This window comes from Falsiroseomonas sp., assembly GCF_041690465.1.
Lineage (GTDB): Bacteria > Pseudomonadota > Alphaproteobacteria > Acetobacterales > Acetobacteraceae > Falsiroseomonas.
Genome location: NZ_JAWLHG010000003.1, coordinates 27343 through 46664, shown reverse-complemented (window position 1 = coordinate 46664; position 19322 = coordinate 27343). Strand labels below are relative to the sequence as shown.

Genomic DNA, 19322 nt, shown 5'->3' with positions numbered 1-19322 from the left:
CTTGGCGTTCCGGCTTGGCGTGCCGGCGCGGCGGCGGTAAGCCCGCGGCATGGATGATGATGGGCTGGTCACGCTGGCGGCAGGGCTCGCCCGCCGCGCGGCCGCGGCGGTGATGGCGGTGCGCGCCGCCGGCTTCGCGGTGGAGCGGAAGCGCGACTTCTCCCCGGTGACCGCCGCCGACCGGATCGCCGAGGCGCTGATCGTGGAGGGCCTGCGCGAGGCCGCGCCCGCCATCCCGGTGATCGCGGAGGAGGAGGTGGCGGCCGGCCAGGCCGCCGAGCTGGGCGCGGGCCGCTTCTGGCTGGTGGACCCGCTGGACGGCACCCGCGAATTCGCTGCCGGCACCGGCAACTTCACCATCAACATCGGGCTGATCGAGGCCGGTCGGCCGATCCTCGGCGCGGTCGCCCTGCCGGCGCATGGCGAGGTCTTCGCCGGCCGGGTCGGCGCCGGCGCCTGGAAGGAGGATGCCGCCGGGCGGCGCGCCATCTCCGCCCGCCGCGTGCCGCCCGAGGGGCCCGTCATCGTCGCGAGCAGCCACCACGCAGCCGATCCGCGCAACGCCGAATTCGCAAGCGCGCAGGGCGCGCAGAAGGTGCTGAACATCGGCTCGGCCGAGAAATTCTGCCGCCTGGCGGAAGGCATGGCCGACCTCTACCCGCGCTTCGACACGATGATGGAGTGGGACACCGCCGCGCCCGAGGCGGTGCTGATCGCCGCCGGCGGCGGCATGGCGGACTGGGAGGGCGCATTGCTGCGCTACGGCAAGCCCGGCTGGCGCACCCCGCCCTTCCTGGCGCGCGGACTGCCGTGACGCGGCTGATCACCGAGGTCGCCGAGGCCGCCGCGCTGCTCCGCGCGGGCGAACTGGTCGCCTTCCCGACCGAGACCGTCTACGGCCTCGGCGCCGATGCGCGGGATGGTCGCGCCGTGGCGGCCGTCTTCGCCGCCAAGGGCCGGCCGCAATTCAACCCGCTGATCTGCCATTTCGCCCGGGCTGAAGGCGCCTTCGACGAAGAGGTGGTGGCGGACGAACGGGCGCGCGAACTTGCCCGCCGCTTCTGGCCCGGCCCGCTGACACTGGTTCTGCCACGGCGGCCGGGGTGCCGGGTGGACCTGCTGGCGGGCGCCGGGCTCGACACGCTGGCGGTGCGCGTGCCGGCCCATCCCCTGGCGCTCGACCTGCTGCGCCTGGTGGATCGGCCGGTGGCCGCGCCCTCGGCGAACCGCTCGGGCGGCGTCAGCCCGACCACGGCGGCGCATGTGCTGGAGGGGCTCTCGGGCCGCATCGCCGCGGTGCTGGATGGCGGCCCATGTGCCGTGGGAGTGGAGAGCACGGTGCTGGACCTCTCCGCCGGCGGCGCGGTGCTGCTGCGGCCGGGCGGCGTGCCGGTGGAGGCGATCGAGGCGGCGATCGGCCCGGTGGGCCGTCCGATCCCGCTGACGGCCGGCGAGGCCACCCGCAGCCTGCGCAGCCCGGGGATGCTGCTCTCCCACTACGCGCCTTCGCTGCCAGTGCGCCTGGATGCGCAGGTGGTGACGGCGGAGGAGGCGCTGCTCGCCTTCGGCCCGCATCCGCTACCGGGTGCGGGCGCGCTTTGGAACCTCTCACCCGCTGGCGACACGCAAGAGGCCGCGGCGCGGCTCTTCGCCGGCCTGCACTGGCTGGATGCGGAGGGTCGCCGGCTTGGCCTGAAACGGATCGCGGCCATGGCCGTGCCGGAGACGGGGCTCGGCGCGGCCATCAATGACCGGCTGGCGCGCGCGGCGGCGCCGCGTTGACGATCCCTCATCCATATCCCACGGAGTTGAAGCGATACGCGGCGCGGAAAGTGCAACCTTTGCTGGTGCATTGACCGCATGGCTTGCGGCCGCTCGGCACGGAGGGGCGCCATCGGCGCCTTCCGCACGGCGCGCCACAAAGCTGCACGCCGCACGAGGTTCACGATGTCCCGCGAGCTCGCCGCCGAATTCCTGGGCACGCTCTGGTTGGTGCTGGGTGGGTGCGGCGCCGCCGTCCTGGCGGCCGCCTTCCCCGCGGTCGGCATCGGGCTGCTCGGGGTGTCGCTGGCGTTCGGGCTGACAGTGCTGACGATGGCCTATGCCGTCGGGCATATCTCCGGCTGCCACCTGAATCCGGCGGTGACGCTCGGTCTGGTCGCCGCCGGACGGTTCCGCTCAGCGGAAGCGCCGGGCTATATCGTCGCGCAGGTGCTTGGCGGCATCGCCGGCGGTGGCATCCTCCTCATCATCGCCTCCGGCAAGGCCGGCTTCGACGCGACCGCGGGCTTCGCCACCAATGGCTACGCCGCCGCCTCGCCCGGCGGGTACACGCTGATGGCCGCGGCGGTGACCGAGGTGGTCATGACCTTCTTCTTCCTGCTGATCATCCTCGGCGCAACCAGCGTCCGCGCCCCGAAGGGCTTCGCGCCGATCGCCATCGGGCTCGGCCTGACGCTGATCCACCTCATCTCCATTCCGGTCACCAACACCAGCGTCCACCCGGCCCGCAGCAGCGGCGTGGCGGTGTTCGGGCCGGAGGTGGCGCTAGGCCAGCTATGGCTGTTCTGGGTCGCCCCGATCTCCGGCGCCGTGCTGGCGGGGCTGGTGCATGCCTGGCTCGGCGCCGAGGACAGCACCACCGACCGCGACGCGGCGGCCCGCGCGGGCGCGCTGACCCCCGGCGAGCCGCTGGCGCCCGCCACGGCGCGGCAGCCGCGCTGAGCGGACGGCCGCCCCGGCGCGGGGCGGCGGCGAGCGGCGCGGGCCGCCGGTGGCGCGCACCGGCGGGCTCCGAGCGGGTGGGCGCCGCGGACGGGGCTGCCTGCAGGGCTTGATCGCCGCCACGCGCGGGGCTCCGTTGAGGGCATGTCACCCGACTCGCCGCCGCGCCCCACCGTCTCCCAGCTCTTCCTTACCTATTTCCGCATCGGACTGATCGGCTTCGGCGGCGTGAATGCCTGGGCGCGGCGGGTGATCGTGGAGGAGAAGCGCTGGCTCTCCGACCAGGACTATGCGGAGGCGCTCGGCCTCGGCCAGGCGCTGCCGGGGCCGAATGCGCTCAACGTCGCGATCCAGCTCGGCGAGCGCTGGCGCGGCGCGGCGGGGGCCATCGCAGCACCGGTCGGCCTGTTCGCAGGGCCGATGGCGGTGCTGATGCTGATGGCCATCGCGCATGACCGCTACGGCGAGATCCCCCTCGTCAAGGCCGTGCTGGCCGGCACCGCCGCCGCCGCCGCGGGCATGATCATCGGCACCGCGCTCAAGATGGTGGGAAAGCTGAGGCCACCGCCCGCCGTGCTGGCGGTCGGCCTCTGCGCGCTGCTCGGCGCGGCGGTGCTGCGCCTGCCGCTGCCGGTCATCGTGCTCGGCCTGGCGCCGCTCGGCATCACCGCGGTCTGGTGGAGCGACAGGCGCCGGGTGGAGACACGGCGATGAATGACGACGGCGTTCTCTGGCAGCTGGCGATCGGCTTCGTCTCCATCTCGCTGATCGCGGTCGGCGGCGGCATCGCGGTGGTGCCGGAGATGAACCGGCTGGTGGTGGAGGTGCATGGCTGGATGGACGATGCGCGCTTCGCCCAGCTCTTCGCGCTGGCGCAGGCGGCACCCGGGCCGAACGTGCTGGTGGTGGGGCTGATCGGCTGGCACGTGGCGGGTGTGGTCGGGATGCTCACCGCCATCGCGGCGATGACCGTGCCCTCCGGCCTGCTCGCCTTCGGCTTCTTCCGCATGCGCACACGGCTCGCCGGCAGGGCCTGGCTGCGCCTGGGGGAGAAGGGCCTGGTGCCGGTGGCGGTGGGGCTGATCCTCGCCTCGGGCCTGATCCTGGCCCAGGCGGCGGGGACGACCTGGCTGGCGCTCGCCGTGACGGCGGCCTCCAGCCTGTTCGTCTGGCTGACCGATTACAGCCCGCTCTGGGTGCTCGGGATCGGCGCGGCCGCGGGGGCGCTGTTCCTCTGACAGGCGGCGCCGCGCTCAGCTTGCGCGCGGCCGCTTCTCCCAGCCATGCGCGGCAAGGATGTCGTGGCTGGCGGCGAGGTCGCCATCCGGGTCGGTGCCGGGCTGGCAGGCATCGGTGATGATCTCCAGCACCGTCAGCCCGGTGTAGCCGATCTCGCTCAGCGCCGCCGCGGCGGGGCCGGGCTGCACGATGCCGGTGCCGAGGCGGTCGTGCTTGAAGACCTCATAGCCGCTGTCGCTGATGTGCACGTTCTTCACCCGTGCGCCGAGCATGCGGATCGCGGCGGCCGGATCCTCCTTGATGTAGGCGCTGTTGCAGACGTCGAAGTTGATGCCGACCGAGGGATCGATCTCGTTGGCGACGTCCAGCATGTCCTGCGCGGTGGGCAGGAAGGTGAAGGGCACGTTCTCCAGGATCACCTCGGTGCCGCTGCCCCTGGCGTGCGCCACCAGCTCCTTCATGCCCTGGACGAACCATTCGCGCATCCAGGGGACCGGCGGGTTGATCAGCGAGTTCACCGGGCCGGGGATGGCGCAGACATAGGGGCAGGCGAGATAGGCCGCGAGGTCGATCGCCTCCTTGTAGCGATCGAGCGTGTAGCGCCGCATGATCGGGCAGGTGCTGTTCGGGTTGTTGTCGAGCAGCGGGTAGCAGAAGCTGGTGATGCGCATCCCCTCGCCATCCAGCCAGGACTTCAGCGCCGCCTTCTCCGCCGGCGTCATCGAGGATGGCCAGAGATGCGGCGGGAAGATCATCAGCTCGAAGTTGCGGTAACCCTGGGATGCCAGGTGCTTCAGCGCATCCGGGCCGGAATGCGAGTAGAGGAACGGGAAGGTGGAAGCGGCGACGCGAAGCTCGGCCATGGCGGTTCACTCCTTGCGGGTCAGAGCGTGGATTCCAAGCGCGTGTTGACGATCAGCTCGGCGACCGCCGCCTGGTCCGGCAGGCGCAGCAGCAGGCAGACGAGCTCCGCCACCGTCTCCGGCTGCATCCGCCCCGCCGCCGGCGTCGCACCCGGCAGGCTTGCGATCAGGTCGGTGTCGATCGCGCCGGGGCAGAGTGCCGTCGCGCGCACGCCATCGGCATGGCCGGCGAAGCGCGCCGCATGCGTCAGCGCCATCAGCGCGTGCTTCGTCATGGCATAGCCGACCGGCGCGGAAGGATCGCGGATGCGCTTGCCGTCGGTGGAGGCGATGTTCACCAGCCGCCCGTGTCCTGCGGCGCGCAGATGCGGCATGGCGGCGCGGATGGCACGCAGCGGCCCCTTCACGTTCACCGCCCACATCTCGTCCAGATCGGCCTCGTCGCCTTCGTCCAGCGTGAAACGTCGGAGGATGCCGGCATTGTTCACCAGCGCATCGAGGCGGCCATGCCCGGCGACCGCTTCGGCGATCCAGGACGCGGCGGTTTCCGGCTTCGCGGTGTCGTAGCGGTGCCAGGTGACGGGCGCGCCGCCTTGCAACGCGAGCGCGGCTTCGGCACGCGCCGGATCGCGCACGCCGAGCGCGAGCGCGAATCCCTCCGCGTGCAGGCGCCGCGCGATGGCCGCGCCGAGGCCGCGCCCGGCGCCTGAGACCGCCGCGACGCGGCCGTTGGCGGGCAGCAGCGCCGCGTCAGGCATCAGAACAGGCCCTGGTAGAAGCCGCCATCGTTGACGATGTTCTGCGCCGTCATGAAGCCCGCCTGGGCGCTGCACAGATAGGCGACCAGGTCGCCGCACTCCGACGGATCGGCGAAGCGGCCGGCCGGGCAGGTCTTCAGCCGGTCCGCCACGATGGCCTCATAGGTCGTGTTGCCGCGCTTTGCGTGGCCGTGCAGGTTCACGCGCAGCGCCTCGGTGTCGAACAGGCCGGGGCAGACGCTGTTCACCGTGACGTTGTGCGGGATGAGCTCCCGCGCCATCGCGGCGATCGCGGCGGCAAGCCCGGCGCGCGCCGAATGGCTGTGCGCGAAGCCGACCTGCGGGAACTTAATGAAGGAGACGGAGATGTTGACGATCCGCCCGAACTTCCGCTCGCACATCCCGGGCGCGGTGCGGCGGATCAGCTCGACCCCGGTGTAGAAATGCTCGTTCCACCACTTGTCCCACTCGGCGCGGTCCCATTGGCGGAAATCGCCGGGAACCTGGCGCGTGCCGGGGCTGGTGACGAGGATCTCGGGCGAAGGACAGGCGGCAAGCAGCGCGTCGCGCCCGGCCTCGCTGTTGATGTCGCCGGCCACCGTCGTCACGCGCACGCCATGGGCGCGGCGGATCGCCTCGGCCGCTTCCTCCAATGGGCCGGGCGTGCGCGCGTTGAGCGTCAGGTCGCAGCCCTCGCGCGCAAGGCTTTCGGCACAGGCGCGACCGAGGCCCTTGCTGGCTGCGCAGACGATCGCCTGCCTGCCGCGGATTCCGAGATCCATGATCGCCTCACCCGATCCCGAGCTGCGCCAGGCCATCTCGGAGCCCGGCGAGCGGCTCGCCCCTCAGCGGCTGGAGCGGCGGCCGAGGTACGCCGCCACCGGGAAAGCCAAGCATGTCCATCGCTGCCTTGGTCGCGGGATAGAGCGTGCGCCCGCCGGTGACGAAGAGATCCGTCAGCCTGCGCGAGGTGGCCTGCAGCTTCTCCGCCTCCGCCAGCCGCGCCGGATCGCGGGCCGCGTACCAGAGGTCGAGCGTGCCGTGCCAGACATTCGGGAAGCAATCCACCGTGCCGTCCGCGCCAGCATGGATCGCGGGCACGCCGAACACGGAGGACGGCCCGCAGAAGACCCGGATGCGATCCTTCACCGCGAGCAGGGTTGCGTAGAAGTTGTTCCAGTCGCCGCTGCTCTCCTTGATCGCTACCACCTTGTCGAGTTCGGCAAGGCGCGAGGCCAGCGCCGGCGAGATCGCGTTCACCGCATTGCCCGGAATGTTGTAGGCGACGATCGGCAGCGGCGAGGCGGCGGAGACCGCCTCGAAATGCGCGAAGATCTCGTCATCGGTGAGCTTCACGAAATAGGGCGGCAGCACCAGCACGCCATCTGCGCCCGCTGCCTTCGCGGCGTGCGCAAGCAAAATGGTGTCGGCCGCTCCGACGCAGCCGGTGCCGACGATCACCGTGCCGCGGCCTGCCGCACCGGCGACCGCCTCGGCGTAGAGCGACTTCCGCTCATCGAGCGACAGGCTCCAGAACTCGCCGGTGCAGCCACAGGCGACAATGCCGGTGGCGCCGGCATCGAGCAGCCGCGCGACGTTGGCGCGAAAGGAACTGGCGTCGATGCGGCCCTGCGCGTCGAAGGGGGTGGTCACGGCGGGCATCGGCCCAGACCAGTCCATACTGTTGCGGTCCATGTTTTCCTCCGATGTCTCAGCCGGACGCGGCGGCGGCCTGCGGCATCATCACCGCGGCCTCCAGCCGATTGCCCGTCGTCGCGTCGAACAGGTGCAGCCGCGGCGCGCGCACGCCCCACCGCAGCGTTTCGCCGGCGGTGAGCGGCGCCTCGGCATCTGCGCGAATGGTAAGCGTATCGCCCCCCTCTATATCGAGTTGCGCGATCTGCTCATGGCCGGTCGGCTCCACCAGGCGTACGCGCGCGGCGAAGGGACCGGTGCCGAGCGTGACATCCTCCGGCCGCAGCCCGAGCACCAGATCGCGCCCCGCTCCAGGCGCCGCTCCTGCGAAGCCGAGACGCACCGTCGGGTGGGTGAAGCCGCCCTCCGCCGCACGGCCGCGCAGCAGGTTCATCGCGGGTGCGCCGATGAAGGCGGCGACGAACAGGTTGGCCGGTTGGTTGTACACCTCGCCCGGCGTGCCGAACTGCTGCAGCACGCCCTCATGCATCACCGCGATGCGGTCCGACATCGTCATCGCCTCGAGCTGGTCGTGCGTGACATAGACGAAGGTGCGGCCGACGCGCCGGTGCAACTCGATCAGCTCAGAGCGCATGTGCGCGCGCAGCTTGGCATCGAGGTTGGAGAGCGGCTCATCGAGCAGGAAGACGCGGGGATCGCGCACCAGCGCACGGCCCAGCGCGACGCGCTGCTGCTGGCCGCCGGAGAGCTGGCGAGGCTTGCGCGGCAGCAGGGCCGAAAGCTGCAGCGTCTCCGCAACCTGGCGCACGCGCGCCTCGCGCTCGAGGCGCGCGACGCCGCGCTTCTTCAGCGGGTAGGCGATGTTCTCCGCCACGGTCATGTGCGGGTAGAGCGCGTAGGACTGGAACACCATCGCCACGTCGCGCGCGCCGGGCGCCACCTCGTTCACCACCCGACCGCCGATCGAGATCGTGCCGGAGGTGGGAAACTCGAGCCCCGCCAGCATGCGCAGCGTGGTGGTCTTGCCGCAGCCGGAGGGGCCGAGAAGGCTGACGAACTCCCCGCCACGGATCGCAAGGTCCAGCTCCCGCACGGCGACGGCGGTGCCGAACGCCTTGCGGACCTTCTCGAAGCGGACCTCGCCTTCCTCGCTGCGGGTCATCCCTTGACTCCGCCAGCGCCGAAGCCGCGCGTCAGGAATTTCTGCAGGAATGCGAAGATGATGATCAGGGGAATGCTCATCATGACCGAAGCGGCCATCAGCAGGGACCATTCGATGTTGAAGGCGCTGATGAGCATGTTCATCACGCCGGTGGTGAGCGGACGCGCCTCGTCGGTATTCACCAGCACCAGCGCGTAGAGGTATTCGTTCCAGGACAGGATGAAGGTGAACAGGCTGGTCGAGATGATGCCCGGCAGCGCCTGCGGCAGGATCACGTCGAAGAAGGCGCCCATGCGCGTCGCGCCATCCACCAGCGCCGCATTCTCCAGATCGTCCGGAATGCCCTGCATGAAGCTGCGCAGCAGCCACAGCGCATAGGGCAGCGCGAAGGTGGTGTAGGCGATCACCAGGCTCAGCAGCGAATTCGCCACGCCGAGCCAGACCATCATCAGGTAGAGCGGCAGGATCAGTACGACGGATGGCAACAGGTAGGTGAACAGAACCAGCTGCGCCAGCCTCTCCCGCCCGCGGTAGCGGAACCGCACCAGGCTGTGCGCGCCGAGGGTGGCCACCGCCACCACCAGCAGCGTCGTCGCGGTGGAGAGCACCAGCGAATTGCGCATGTAGAGCAGGAAGGGCGTGTCCCACAGCAGGCGGGCGTAGTGCTCGAAGGTGATCTGCTCCGGCCAGAAGGTCGGCGGGATGCGGAACAGCTCGAACTGCGGCTTGACCGAGGTGATCACCATCCAGACGAGCGGAAAGGCGGTGACGAGAACGATCGTCCAGGCGAACAGGTTGAAGGCGAGGCGGCCGGCCAGCTTCCTCACCGCGGCTCCTCCCCCCGGGCGCGCAGCACGCGGAAATAGGCCAGCATGAAGACCAGCATCACCAGCATCATCGCGACGGCCACAGCGGAAGCGCGGCCCATCTCGTTCATGCCGAAGGCTTCCTTGTAGACCATCAGCGGCAGCGTCTGGGTGCCGATGATCGGCCCGCCGCCGGTGAGCAGGTAGATCAGGTCGAATTCCTTGAAGTCCCAGATCGCGCGCAGCAGCACGACCACCACCAGCACGTCGCGCAGTTGCGGCAAGGTCACGTCCCAGAAGCGGCCCCAGGCGCCGGCACCGTCGATCGTCGCGGCCTCGTAGAGCTGTTCGGGGATGGTCTGCAGCCGGGCAAGCACGGCAATGACGACGAACGGGAAGTATTTCCATGCGCCGACCAGCACCACGCTGACCATCGCATTCGGCATCGTGCCCAGCCAATCGAGCGGCATGTCGAGCAGGCCCGCCCACATCAGGAAATGGTTGAGCACGCCATAGAGGTCGTTGAACAGCCAGCGCCAGACCAGCACGGCGACCACGGTGGAGACGAAATAGGGAAACAGGATCAGGCTGCGCGCCAGCGACCGCATGAAGATCGCCTGGTTCAACATCAGCGCCGCCGCAACGCCGAGCACGATCTGCAGGGACAGCGTCATCAGCGTCCAGATCAGGTTGTTCAGCAGCGACCGCCAGAACTCGTGCGAGCCCGCCAGCTCCGCGTAGTTGCGCAGCCCGACGAAGTTGCCGGAGAGGGTCGGGGTGAAGATCGTGAACAGGCTGAGATAGAGCGCGGAGACCAGCGGATAGACGATGACCGCGCAGAAGATCAGCACCGTCGGCGCGATGAGCAGCACGCCAAGCAACGCATAGCCGCGGTCGAGCGGGTTCACCGCGGCGCGGTCTGCCGCGGTGACGCCCGATGGATCAACGCGTCCGGATACGGCAGGGTCGCCGCGTGCCGACATGCCTTCCGCCGCCCTCCCCTGCCGACTTGGCCCGGTCAGGACGCCTTCATCAGCTGGTCGAGCCGCTGCGCCGTGGTGGAGACCACCTGCGCCATCGGCTCGTTGTTGAGGACGTAGCGCTGCACCGCCTCCGAAAGCACATGGCTGGCGATGATCCGGCCGGCATGCACGTTCGGCCGGTGACGCGGGCTTTCCCAGCCGAGGTTGTGGCCGGCGGCCGCGCTCTCCGACATCAGGTCGACCATTGCGCGATACTTGTTGATCAGCGCGTTCTCCTGGTACTGCGGCATCGCCGAGATGGTTTTCAGCACCGGCAACACATGGCCGGGTGCCGCGTGCAGCTGGCGGATGTAACCTTCCGGCTGGAAGAGATGCGCCGCGAAACGCTTGGCCAGCGGCATGTTGGGCGCGACCTTCGGGATCATCACGCTCGGGAAGTCGTTGAACGTCCAATGCGGCACGTTCGCCGAGATGGTCGGGTAGCGGTGGCAGGCGATGGCATCCGCGATGCGCGGATTCTGCGCGTTCACGTTCGCCAGCACGCGGCCGGTGTAGATGCCGGTCGCCGTGGCGCCGGAGACGAAGGCCGTTAGGCTGTCGCCCCAGGAATAGTTCGTCGCGCCCGGCGGGCAGAGCTCGCGCATGGACTTGTAGAATTCGAGCGCGTTGCGGAAGGCATCGCTGTCCACTGCCACCTGCAGGTCGGGCGAGAAGATCTGCCCGCCCGCGCCATGCACGAAGCAGATGAAGATCAGGCTGGTCATCGAGTTGCGGCCATAGGGCAGCGGCGCGCCGAACACGCCGCGGCCCTGCATCTTGCGGCAGGCGTCGCGCAGCTGGTCCCAGGTTCGCGGCGCCTCGGCGATGCCCGCCGCCTGCATCAGGTCGGTACGGACCCACATCATGTTGGCCGCCGAATTGCCGATGCCGGTGCCGCAATACTGGCCCGGCGTGATCTCGTAGATGCGGTTCGCGCCCTCGTAGTAGTTCTCCGGGCCGACCGCCTGGATCACGTCGTTCATCGGCTCCAGCAGGCCGTTCTGCCAATAGGTCGCGAGCGCGAAGGAAGGCAGGTGCGTCACCACGCTCGGCACCTGCTGCGAAGCGAAGGCGGCGGCCATCTGGGCCGGGTAGCCCTCGTCGCTGGTCGCCTCGAACACCACGCGCACGCCCGGATTCGCCTGCTCGAACGCGCGGATCTGGAAGTTGTAGGCTTCGCGTTGCGCCGGTGCCGTCTGGGGCGACCACCAGCGCAGCGTCGTCTGCGCCTGCGCCCGCGCCAGCATCGGCGCACCGAGGCCGAGGCCTACGGCGCCACCGAGCACCGAGCGACGGCCAAGGACCGTCATGTTGCGATCGGACATGCCTTCTCTCCCGTGACGGTCCCGCCCCTTGGCGGGCCTTGCTGCTATGCGAACACTCTTTCGCAGAGTGAACAGGATTGCTCGGCGTCCAGCAAGAGGGGCCATCGGGTCGGGCCTCGCCGTGGCCCCTCTTGTTCGCAGCGCGAACGGAGGACAGGATCGGCCCGCCAGACGGGAAGGTTGCGAGATGGAGCATGACAAGGCGCGGCTGCGCGGCGAGACGGTCTCCGTCGCCACCTTCGCGGCCGACGACCTCGACACGGAGGCGCGGACCGGCGCGGACCGCGAGCTGGTCCATTCGGTTCTGCGCCTGTTCGAGGTGCTGAAGGCCTTCCGCCGCGAACGGCCGCGCATGACGCTCAGCGAGGTCGCGGAATATGCCGGCCTCACCCGTGCCAGCGCGCGCCGCTTCCTGCTGACGCTCACGCATGCCGGCTACGCCGAGACGGATGGCAAGCGCTTCGCGCTGACACCGCGGCTGCTCGAACTCGGCCATGCCGTGATGGCGGGCTCATCGGTGTGGGACATCGCCAGGCCGGTGCTCGCGGGCCTTTCGGAGCGGCTGGGGGAATCCTGCTACGGCGCGGTGCTCGACGGGGCCGACGTGCTCTACGTGCTGCACATCCCGAGCGCGCGGCACCTGATCAACGTGGACCTGCGCGTCGGCAGCCGCACGCCGGCCTATTGCACCTCGGTCGGCCGTGTCCTGCTCGCCGGCCTCACGCCCGCGGCGGCGGAGCGCGTGCTGGCCTCGGCCCGCCCGGAGCCGCGCACGCCGAAGACGGTGACGGCCAAGGGCAGGCTGCTTGAGGCGGTCGAACAGGCACGACGCCAGGGCTGGTGCATCGTGGACGAGGAACTGGAACTCGGGCTGCGCTCGCTCTCGGTGCCGTTGCGCGGACGTGGCGGCGTGACGGTGGGTGCGATCAACATCTGCGGCCCGACCTCGCGTGTCTCGCTCGAGGAGCTGCGCACCAGCTTTCTTGGTGAGTTGCTGGAAGCCGCCGCGCGCATCCAGGCGGCGATCGAGTAGGTCACGCTGTCGCGGCGGCACCGGCGAAGCGCACGGCGGAATAGGGCGCAATGTCGAAGCCCCCGTCGCAGCCGCGCAGCGCCGCCGCGGCAAGCCGGCCGACCAGCGGCCCGAGCGTGTAGCCGGCATCGCCAGGCACGGCGAGGAAGATGCCAGGCAGGCCTGGGGCCTCGCCCAGCACGCATCGCCCGTCCACCGTGGTGTTCACGCCGGCCCAACTGCGCAGCAGCCGCAGCCGTGCGAGCCGTGGAACGATGTGGCTGGCGAGGCGCAGGTTGCCGATCAGGCTGGACGCCTCCACCGTCGGATGCTCGCGCGGTCCGGCGAAGCGCGCCGGCCAGCCGCCACCGATTACCACCTGGCCGGCGGCGAGCTGCTTCAGCGTGATCATCCGTTCCGCATGCTGCACGAGGTGGCCGATCAGCGGGGCTGTCGCTTCCGTGACGTTCATGTGGAGCGGCTCCGCCACCGTCGGCACCTCCAGGCCGAGCGGGGCCAGCAACGTGCCGGTGCCGGCGCCGGCGGCCAACAGCACCCGGCCGGCCCGCAGCGTGCCGAATGGACCATGCAGCAGCCAGCCGGCACCTGTCGCGCGCTCCAGCCTGTCCACCCGCGCTTCCGGCAGCAGCACGCCGCCGTGCGCCAGCAGCGCGCGCCGCACGGCCTGGTTCGCCAGCAGGGGGTTGAGCTTGCCTTCCTCGGCGCAGAACTCGGCGCCGATCACCGCCTCGCCGAGATACGGCGCGATGCGCGCCAGCTCGGCGCGGCCGAGCATCTCGACCTGCAGGCCGAGGCGCTTCTCACGTTCGCATTTGCGAGCGAGGAACTCGTAGGAGTCGGAGGTTTCCGCCACCATCAACCCGCCCGATGCCGTCAGCTCGAAGCTGGTGCCGAGTTCCGCCTCCATCTCGGCCCAGCGCCGTGCTGCCGCGACATAGAGCGGCAGCGAGCGTTCCAGCCCCGGCACCTGCGCGGGATACATGCGGATGAAGCGGCTCTGCATCTGCACGTGCAGGCTGCCGGCATTGGCAGTGGTGCCGGCGTGGCGGGCGGCGTTGTCCAGCACCAGCACCTCCGCGCCGTCGCGCGCCAGCTCCAGCGCGGCGCAGAGCCCGACGATGCCGCCGCCGACCACCGCGATCTCGACGGCGGACGGCATGCTCACGGCGCGCGCTCCGACAGCGCGACGATGTCGCCAATGGCGATCGGCTTCACTGGCGCGCGGGGGGCGAACAGTGCGAAGCCGTCCAGCGGCCTTCCCTGCATCGCCGCCAGATGCTCGGCCAGCAGCGGCGCACAATAGCGGCCCTGGCATCTTCCCATGCCGCAGCGGGTGCGGCGCTTGAGTTCCGCGAGGGAGGGCGCGCCATCGGTCAGCGCAGCGTCGATCTCGCCCCTGGTCACCTCCTCACAGCGGCACACCACCGTCGCGGGATCGGCGAGAGAGAGCCCGATCCGCGGTGCGGCGAAGACCTTCCAGAGCGCAGCCTGGAACCGGCGGTGCCGTGCCAGGCGCCGCCGCGCCGCCTCGATTGCCGCGTGCATCGCGGCGGGGACGGCGCGTCCGAGCCGCCGGGTGATTGCGACAGCGGCGATGGTGCCTTCCTCCCGCGCCGCCGGGGCGCCGCCGAGACCGGCGCAATCGCCGACGGCGTAGAGGCCGGGCACGCTCGTCATCATGTCGTCGTCACGCAGCGGCACGAACTGGCCGCGCGCCGAATCGAAGGCACAGTCGGCGCCAAGCGCACGCAGCACCTCCTGGCTCGGCAGGAATCCGTAGCCGAGCAGCACGGCATCCACCTCCATGAGCCGTTCGCCGCGCGGCCCGCGGAGCATTGCGAGCAAGCCGCCATCTGGCGCGCGCACCACGCGATGGAGCAGTGTCTCGTGCAGCAGCGGGACGCGCCAGCGCGCCAGATCGGCCAGATAGCGCGCGCCCCTCGCCGCCAGCACCGGACCGGCCGCCGCCGTCGCCAAGACGTCGCGCCAGCGCGCAACGGGCGCGGGCGCCGCCTCCGCCACCGCGACGACATGCGCGCCGCCCGCCGCCAGCTCGCAGGCCGCCTGCATGTTGAGCGGCCCGTTGCCCGCCACCACCACGCGACGCCCCGGCAGCACACGATGGCTGCGCCAGAGCGTCTGCCCGGCGCCGGTCGTCATCACGCCGGGCAGCGTCCAGCCCGGCACGACATGCGGCCGTTCATAGGCGCCGGCGGCAACGAGCACGGCGCGCGGCGCGAACAGGCGCGAGCGCGTTCCGTCGAACACGGCCAGGCGATCCAGCTCGAAAGCGCCCCAGAGCTCGCAGCCGCGCAGGATGCGGGCCCCGGAGGCCTCGGCTGCAGCCGCGAGCGCTCCGCCTTCCGCCTGCTGCGCGTCGAGCGGCGCGGCGTCCAGGCCGGGCGCCGGCTGCTTGTAGTACTGCCCGCCGAGCGCGCTGCGCTCCTCCACCACCAGCACGTCGAGGCCGCATTGCCGGGCCGCGATCGCAGCGGAGAGCCCGCCGGCACCGCCGCCGAGGATCAGCAGATCCACCGCTTCCGGGGCCGGCAGCGGCGAATCCTCGGGGAGCGGTACGGGGGTCGCCGGCAGGCGCGCCGTGCCCGGAAAATCCTGGTGCCGGATCTCCATGCCGGGCACCGCCTTGGTGGTGCAGGCGCGCGTATTGGGTTCGCTATCCACATCCACCAGGCAGTCCTGGCAGACGCCCATGCCGCAGAACATGCCGCGGCCTTCACCATCCAGCGTGCGCCGCGTGGCACGCAGCTCGCGGATGCCGGCTGCCGTCAGCGCGGCGGCAACGGTCTGGCCGGGGCGGAAGGGGATGGCGCGCGCCAGGCCGGCGGCATCGCGCCAGGTGAGCGTGGCGTCAGGCGGCATGCGCAAGCACGTGGCGGGCGATGTCGGCATGGGTGGCGAACCAGACGCGGCCGCGGGCGGTCGCGTGGCGGATGATCTCCTCCAGGATCCAGATCCGCGAGCGATAGCCGATGACGAAGGGATGCATCACCAGCTGGAACACGCTGCCATCTTCCCAGGCCGCGTCGAACTCGCGGAGGAAGATGCACAGCACGTCATCCGGCGTTGCATGCGGCCGCGTGGCGGGGTTGCGGTTGAAGAGGAAATAGACCGCGTCGTCGCGCAGCCATTCGACCGGGATTTCCACCACGCCGGTCGGCGCGCCGTCGAGCAGCAATTCATACGGCTCCTCATCGGCCATCAGGCTGCTGTCGTAGAGCAGCCCGAGCTCCTTCACGAGCGCGACCGTGTTCGGGCTGGTGTCCCATTGCGCCGCCCGATGACCGACCGGCTGCCGGCCGCTGAGCTGCTCCAGGGTGTCGCGCGCGCGGAGCATCAACTCGCGCTCGGTTGCCGCATCGAGCAGCGAGGTGTTCTCGTGGATCCAGCCATGGATGCCGATCTCGTGGCCGGCCGCCGCGATCCGCGCCGGCTCTTCCGGCCCGATCAGCGCCGCGACGGCGGGGCAGAAGAAGGTGGCGGGAACGCCGTGCTTCTGCAGCACGGCCAGGATGCGCGGCACGCCGACGCGCCGTCCGAACTCGCCCCAGGCGAGCCGGCCGACCGCCTCGCCGCCGGCGCCCAGCTCGAAGGTCTCGTGGTCGCAATCGAAGGAGAGCGCGACGGCGCACCGCGCGCCGCCGGGCCAGGAGGCCGGCCGCAGCCGGCGCCCCGCGCGTACGCGCGAGACGAGGCCGCGCCAGTGTTCCTCCGGCCAGAGCCAGGGCGGCTGGCTCACTCCGCCGCCTGCTGCTGCGCCCCGCCGCGGTGCTTGCGGAGATAGGCGCGCCAGGTGGTCGCCCAGCGCGCCGGATCCTCGCAGCCCTCGGCGTTCACCTTGGCGATGGCGGCGTTGTGCGGCGCGGATCGCACCAGATCCGGGTTGGCGTAGGCTTCCTCGCAGACCTTGCGCACCACCGCGACCCAGGTGTCGATGTCCTCCTTCGACCACAGCTCGCCGGCTTCCGGCGTGAAGGGTTCGGGGAAGTGCCAGGGCTCATGCGCGAGCCAGGGCGCGTCCACGCCGTAATCGGTCATGCGGTTCGCCACCTCGCCGACGCCGATGCCGGTGTCTTCCTTCAACTGGCCGAGCGAATAGCGCGTCATCTCCATGCGGGGGTCACCGATGCCGGGGTGGCTCTTGGAGACGCCGCGGATCGCGAGCAGGCCTTTCTCCATGTAGTTGTTCGCCAGCACGGAGATGTCGGACGCCTCGTTGATGCCGTCCGCACCCATGCCGCGCGCCCAGGCATAGGCACGCATGACGATGTGCAGGTTCCCCATGAACTCGCGGACCTTGCCGACCGAGTTCTCCGGGACGTCCAGCGTGAATCCGGACGCGGTCTTGTTGACCATCGGCTTCGGCAGGAAGCGCGCGAGCTCCTCGGTGCAGCCATAGGCGCCCGTCGCGGGCCCGCCGCCACCCTTGGGGCCGCCGAAGGTCTTGTGCAGCATGAACATGCAGGCATCGAAGCCCAGGTCACGGGCGCGGATCTTGCCCATCACGCCGTTGAAGTTTGCATGGTCGTAGAAGGCGAGCGCGCCCGCCTCCTTCACCAGCCGCACCCACTGCTTCATGTGCGGGTTGTAGATGCCCATGTCGTCGGGGTTGTTGATCATCAGCGCCGCGGTGCGCGGGCCGATCGCGGCCTTCAGCGCCTCGATCGAGGGGTATCCGCCTTCCTCCAGCGGCAGGCTGACCACCTTGAAGCCGCCGGCCGCTGCGGTCGCCGGGTTGCACGGATGCGCCTGGATCGAGGTGACGATCTCGTCGCGCTGCCCGAGCTGCCCCGTCGCCTCCAGCCAGCCGCGCGTGACGCAGACATGGGTATAGGCCGCATCCGCGCCACCTGCCGCCTGGAAGGTGAAGCGGTCCATGCCGGACAGCGCCTTCAGGGTCTGCTCGAAATTCCAGACGATTTCGAGCATCCCCTGCAGCGTCGCCGGGTGCTGCAGCGGGTGCAGCTCCGCCATCTGCGGGCGCAGGCCCAGCGCCTCGCTGAGGCGCGGATTGTACTTCATCGTGCAGGTGCCGAAGAGGCTGATTCCGACCATGCCGAGCACCTGCTGCGAAAGGCGCACATAGTGCCGCAGCGTGTCGTGCTCGGTCATTTCGGGGAGCGCCGGCGGAGCCTTGCGGCGCATCGCCGGCGGCAGCAGGTCCGCGGCAGGACCGACGGCGGCAACCTCGGGTTCGGGCGCGGCGAAGGTGATGCCGCGGCGGCCGGGTGCGCCGAGCTCCATCACCACCGGCTCGTTCCAGCGGGCCTGGTGCACTTCGCGCGGGTCGGTCATGCCACGATCTCCTTCAGTGCGCCGGCAAGCCGGGCAATGTCCTCCGCGGTGTGCACCTCCGTCACCGCGTAGAGAGCGCTCTGACCGAGCGCCGGGAAATCGGCCGACAGGTCGCGGCCGCCGAAGATGCCGCGCGCGCGCAGCGCGTCGTTCACCTGCGACACGGTCCTGCCGGTGCCGTCGAAGTTCAGTACGAATTCCTTGAAGAATCCGCAGGGAAAGGCCAGACGCAGGCCCTTGATGCCGCCGAGCACCTTTGCCGCATGATGGCTGCGCTGGAGGATCACCTCGCCGATCTCGGCGAAACCCTGCGGCCCCATCAGCGCCATGTAGGCAGCGCAGCCGATGGTGGTGAGATAGACGGAATTGCCCGTCCAGTCCTTGCCTTCCTCGCGCATGCCGTAGCTGGACTGGTGCGCCAGGCTGAGCGCGAATCCGTGCTCGCCGGGCTTTTCCGTCGGCGCGATGGATATGTTCAGCGTCGGGTATTCGCGCGCGTAGCGCTCCTCGTCGCGCGAGGCGATGAAGCCGCCGGCGCCACCGCCGCAGGCCATGTGCGCGCCAAGCGTCTGGATCGTGCCGACGACGATGTCCGCGCCATACTCCGCCGGCGGCGCAAGCACGCCGAGCGAGATCGGGTCCACGCCGACGATGAACTCGGCGCCGGCCGCACGCGCCAGCCTGCCGATCTCCGCACCACGCGCCTCGATCACGCCGAGGAAGCCGGGGTTCTCGATATAGACCGCGGCCGTGCGCGCCGAGAGCCTTGCCTTGAGGTCCGCCATGTCGAGCATGCCGCTCGCCGACTCGAACGCCACCGGCACGACGGCGATGTGGCCATGGCTGCCTTGCGGCTCGCAATACTGGCGCAGCACGTCCAGGCGTTCGGGATCCATGCCCGCCGGCACCAGCACCTCGCGCCTTCCGTTCAGCCGCGCCGCCATGCGGACGGCATTGCCGAGCGCGCAGCCCCAGGAATAGACGGGCAGGCCGACGAACTCCATGCCGACCAGCTCGCCCATCATCGAGCAGAACTCGAACCAGGCCTGGGTGCGCCCGTGGTCGGACATCGGCGTGCCCCAGACGCTGGTAAGGAACTCCGTGCGGCCCACGACTTCGTCCACGACCGCCGGCACATGGTGCTGCCAGATGCCGGCGCCGAGGAAGGACAGGTTCTGCTCGCAATCCTGGTTCTTCCTGAGCAGCCCGAGCATGTGCCGCTTCAGCGCGACCTCGCTAGACAGCGCGGGCGGCAGGTCCAGCGTGCCGCGGAAGCGATGCTCCGCCGGGATCTGCGCGAACAGCGAGGCGATGTCCGGCGCGCCGATCTCGCGCAGCATCGCCGCCTTCGCCTCGGGCGTTGAACTCGCCATCCAGGGGTGTGCGACCCCGCCTTGCGTTGCCATCCGCCTCTCCCTTCC

General features: G+C 70.4%; 19 protein-coding genes. 6 read left to right on the top strand and 13 right to left on the bottom strand.

Annotated elements, in window-relative coordinates; all coding sequences use genetic code 11:
• The first annotated feature begins 49 nt into the window (after positions 1-49).
• The 5 genes from cysQ to ACESM1_RS04075 all read left to right on the top strand — a co-directional run bounded on the left by cysQ (position 50) and on the right by ACESM1_RS04075 (position 3962).
• Positions 50-814 carry a 3'(2'),5'-bisphosphate nucleotidase CysQ gene (gene cysQ / locus ACESM1_RS04095; protein ID WP_372617980.1) on the top strand — a complete coding sequence of 255 codons (765 nt, stop codon included), beginning with the start codon at positions 50-52 and terminating at the stop codon, positions 812-814.
• Positions 811-1782: an L-threonylcarbamoyladenylate synthase gene (locus ACESM1_RS04090; protein ID WP_372617978.1), complete on the top strand. Its 972-nt coding sequence runs from the start codon at positions 811-813 to the stop codon at positions 1780-1782. Before cysQ ends, ACESM1_RS04090 begins: the two co-directional genes overlap by 4 nt.
• Positions 1783-1947: 165 nt before the next feature.
• On the top strand, positions 1948-2724 hold the full coding sequence (aqpZ, locus tag ACESM1_RS04085) for an aquaporin Z (RefSeq protein ID WP_372617976.1): 777 nt from the start codon (positions 1948-1950) through the stop codon (positions 2722-2724).
• 144 nt (positions 2725-2868) lie between these two features.
• On the top strand, positions 2869-3438 hold the full coding sequence (locus ACESM1_RS04080) for a chromate transporter (protein WP_372617974.1): 570 nt from the start codon (positions 2869-2871) through the stop codon (positions 3436-3438).
• Entirely contained in the window at positions 3435-3962 is a 528-nt protein-coding gene (locus ACESM1_RS04075; RefSeq protein ID WP_372617972.1) for a chromate transporter, read from the top strand. Before ACESM1_RS04080 ends, ACESM1_RS04075 begins: the two co-directional genes overlap by 4 nt.
• A gap of 15 nt (positions 3963-3977) precedes the next feature.
• On the opposite strand, the gene ACESM1_RS04070 is transcribed toward ACESM1_RS04075, so the two are convergent.
• Genes ACESM1_RS04070 through ACESM1_RS04035 form a run of 8 tightly spaced genes read right to left on the bottom strand, consistent with a single transcriptional unit; the run spans position 3978 to position 11555 of the window.
• Positions 3978-4826 carry a sugar phosphate isomerase/epimerase family protein gene (locus tag ACESM1_RS04070; protein WP_372617970.1) on the bottom strand — a complete coding sequence of 283 codons (849 nt, stop codon included), beginning with the start codon at positions 4824-4826 and terminating at the stop codon, positions 3978-3980.
• A gap of 20 nt (positions 4827-4846) precedes the next feature.
• Positions 4847-5584, bottom strand: coding sequence for an SDR family oxidoreductase (locus ACESM1_RS04065; protein ID WP_372617969.1), 738 nt, complete (start codon positions 5582-5584; stop codon positions 4847-4849).
• Positions 5584-6366: an SDR family oxidoreductase gene (locus ACESM1_RS04060; RefSeq protein ID WP_372617967.1), complete on the bottom strand. Its 783-nt coding sequence runs from the start codon at positions 6364-6366 to the stop codon at positions 5584-5586. The genes ACESM1_RS04065 and ACESM1_RS04060 overlap by 1 nt, the downstream gene beginning before the upstream one ends.
• 7 nt (positions 6367-6373) lie before the next feature.
• Positions 6374-7279, bottom strand: a complete 906-nt coding sequence (locus ACESM1_RS04055; RefSeq protein ID WP_372617965.1) for a dihydrodipicolinate synthase family protein — start codon at positions 7277-7279, stop codon at positions 6374-6376.
• Positions 7280-7295: 16 nt separating this feature from the next.
• The gene (locus tag ACESM1_RS04050; RefSeq protein WP_372617963.1) at positions 7296-8402 is read right to left on the bottom strand and encodes an ABC transporter ATP-binding protein; all 1107 of its coding nucleotides are present in this window, start codon (positions 8400-8402) and stop codon (positions 7296-7298) included.
• A complete protein-coding gene (locus ACESM1_RS04045; protein WP_372617961.1) occupies positions 8399-9229 on the bottom strand; it encodes a carbohydrate ABC transporter permease in 831 nt (276 codons plus the stop codon). The genes ACESM1_RS04050 and ACESM1_RS04045 overlap by 4 nt, the downstream gene beginning before the upstream one ends.
• On the bottom strand, positions 9226-10191 hold the full coding sequence (locus ACESM1_RS04040) for a carbohydrate ABC transporter permease (RefSeq protein ID WP_372617960.1): 966 nt from the start codon (positions 10189-10191) through the stop codon (positions 9226-9228). Before ACESM1_RS04040 ends, ACESM1_RS04045 begins: the two co-directional genes overlap by 4 nt.
• A gap of 35 nt (positions 10192-10226) precedes the next feature.
• Positions 10227-11555, bottom strand: coding sequence for an ABC transporter substrate-binding protein (locus ACESM1_RS04035; protein WP_372617958.1), 1329 nt, complete (start codon positions 11553-11555; stop codon positions 10227-10229).
• Positions 11556-11742: 187 nt separating this feature from the next.
• On the opposite strand from ACESM1_RS04035, the gene ACESM1_RS04030 reads away from it, so the two are divergent.
• Positions 11743-12588: an IclR family transcriptional regulator C-terminal domain-containing protein gene (locus ACESM1_RS04030; protein ID WP_372617956.1), complete on the top strand. Its 846-nt coding sequence runs from the start codon at positions 11743-11745 to the stop codon at positions 12586-12588.
• A 1-nt stretch (position 12589) separates the two neighbouring features.
• Here the strand turns inward: ACESM1_RS04030 and ACESM1_RS04025 are convergent, their stop codons facing one another.
• The 5 genes from ACESM1_RS04025 to gcvPA are packed head-to-tail and all read right to left on the bottom strand — an operon-like array spanning position 12590 to position 19307.
• On the bottom strand, positions 12590-13747 hold the full coding sequence (locus ACESM1_RS04025) for an NAD(P)/FAD-dependent oxidoreductase (RefSeq protein ID WP_372618557.1): 1158 nt from the start codon (positions 13745-13747) through the stop codon (positions 12590-12592).
• Positions 13748-13749: 2 nt separating this feature from the next.
• Complete coding sequence (locus tag ACESM1_RS04020; protein WP_372617954.1) at positions 13750-15468, bottom strand: FAD-dependent oxidoreductase; 1719 nt, start codon at positions 15466-15468, stop codon at positions 13750-13752.
• Positions 15458-16345 (bottom strand): polysaccharide deacetylase family protein, encoded by an 888-nt coding sequence (locus ACESM1_RS04015; RefSeq protein ID WP_372617952.1) that lies wholly within the window; start codon positions 16343-16345, stop codon positions 15458-15460. The genes ACESM1_RS04020 and ACESM1_RS04015 overlap by 11 nt, the downstream gene beginning before the upstream one ends.
• Entirely contained in the window at positions 16342-17901 is a 1560-nt protein-coding gene (gene gcvPB / locus ACESM1_RS04010) for an aminomethyl-transferring glycine dehydrogenase subunit GcvPB (RefSeq protein ID WP_372617951.1), read from the bottom strand. The genes ACESM1_RS04015 and gcvPB overlap by 4 nt, the downstream gene beginning before the upstream one ends.
• Complete coding sequence (gcvPA, locus tag ACESM1_RS04005) at positions 17898-19307, bottom strand: aminomethyl-transferring glycine dehydrogenase subunit GcvPA (RefSeq protein WP_372617949.1); 1410 nt, start codon at positions 19305-19307, stop codon at positions 17898-17900. The genes gcvPB and gcvPA overlap by 4 nt, the downstream gene beginning before the upstream one ends.
• Positions 19308-19322: the final 15 nt, after the last annotated feature.

Coding starts and splice junctions, on each gene's coding strand:
- cysQ (WP_372617980.1), top strand. CDS start 50: ATGGATGATGATGGGCTGGTCACGCTGGCGGCAGGGCTCGCCCGCCGC.
- aqpZ (WP_372617976.1), top strand. CDS start 1,948: ATGTCCCGCGAGCTCGCCGCCGAATTCCTGGGCACGCTCTGGTTGGTG.
- ACESM1_RS04080 (WP_372617974.1), top strand. CDS start 2,869: ATGTCACCCGACTCGCCGCCGCGCCCCACCGTCTCCCAGCTCTTCCTT.
- ACESM1_RS04075 (WP_372617972.1), top strand. CDS start 3,435: ATGAATGACGACGGCGTTCTCTGGCAGCTGGCGATCGGCTTCGTCTCC.
- ACESM1_RS04070 (WP_372617970.1), bottom strand. CDS start 4,826: ATGGCCGAGCTTCGCGTCGCCGCTTCCACCTTCCCGTTCCTCTACTCG.
- ACESM1_RS04065 (WP_372617969.1), bottom strand. CDS start 5,584: ATGCCTGACGCGGCGCTGCTGCCCGCCAACGGCCGCGTCGCGGCGGTC.
- ACESM1_RS04060 (WP_372617967.1), bottom strand. CDS start 6,366: ATGGATCTCGGAATCCGCGGCAGGCAGGCGATCGTCTGCGCAGCCAGC.
- ACESM1_RS04055 (WP_372617965.1), bottom strand. CDS start 7,279: ATGGACCGCAACAGTATGGACTGGTCTGGGCCGATGCCCGCCGTGACC.
- ACESM1_RS04050 (WP_372617963.1), bottom strand. CDS start 8,402: ATGACCCGCAGCGAGGAAGGCGAGGTCCGCTTCGAGAAGGTCCGCAAG.
- ACESM1_RS04040 (WP_372617960.1), bottom strand. CDS start 10,191: ATGTCGGCACGCGGCGACCCTGCCGTATCCGGACGCGTTGATCCATCG.
- ACESM1_RS04035 (WP_372617958.1), bottom strand. CDS start 11,555: ATGTCCGATCGCAACATGACGGTCCTTGGCCGTCGCTCGGTGCTCGGT.
- ACESM1_RS04030 (WP_372617956.1), top strand. CDS start 11,743: ATGGAGCATGACAAGGCGCGGCTGCGCGGCGAGACGGTCTCCGTCGCC.
- ACESM1_RS04025 (WP_372618557.1), bottom strand. CDS start 13,747: ATGCCGTCCGCCGTCGAGATCGCGGTGGTCGGCGGCGGCATCGTCGGG.
- ACESM1_RS04020 (WP_372617954.1), bottom strand. CDS start 15,468: ATGCCGCCTGACGCCACGCTCACCTGGCGCGATGCCGCCGGCCTGGCG.
- gcvPB (WP_372617951.1), bottom strand. CDS start 17,901: ATGACCGACCCGCGCGAAGTGCACCAGGCCCGCTGGAACGAGCCGGTG.
- gcvPA (WP_372617949.1), bottom strand. CDS start 19,307: ATGGCAACGCAAGGCGGGGTCGCACACCCCTGGATGGCGAGTTCAACG.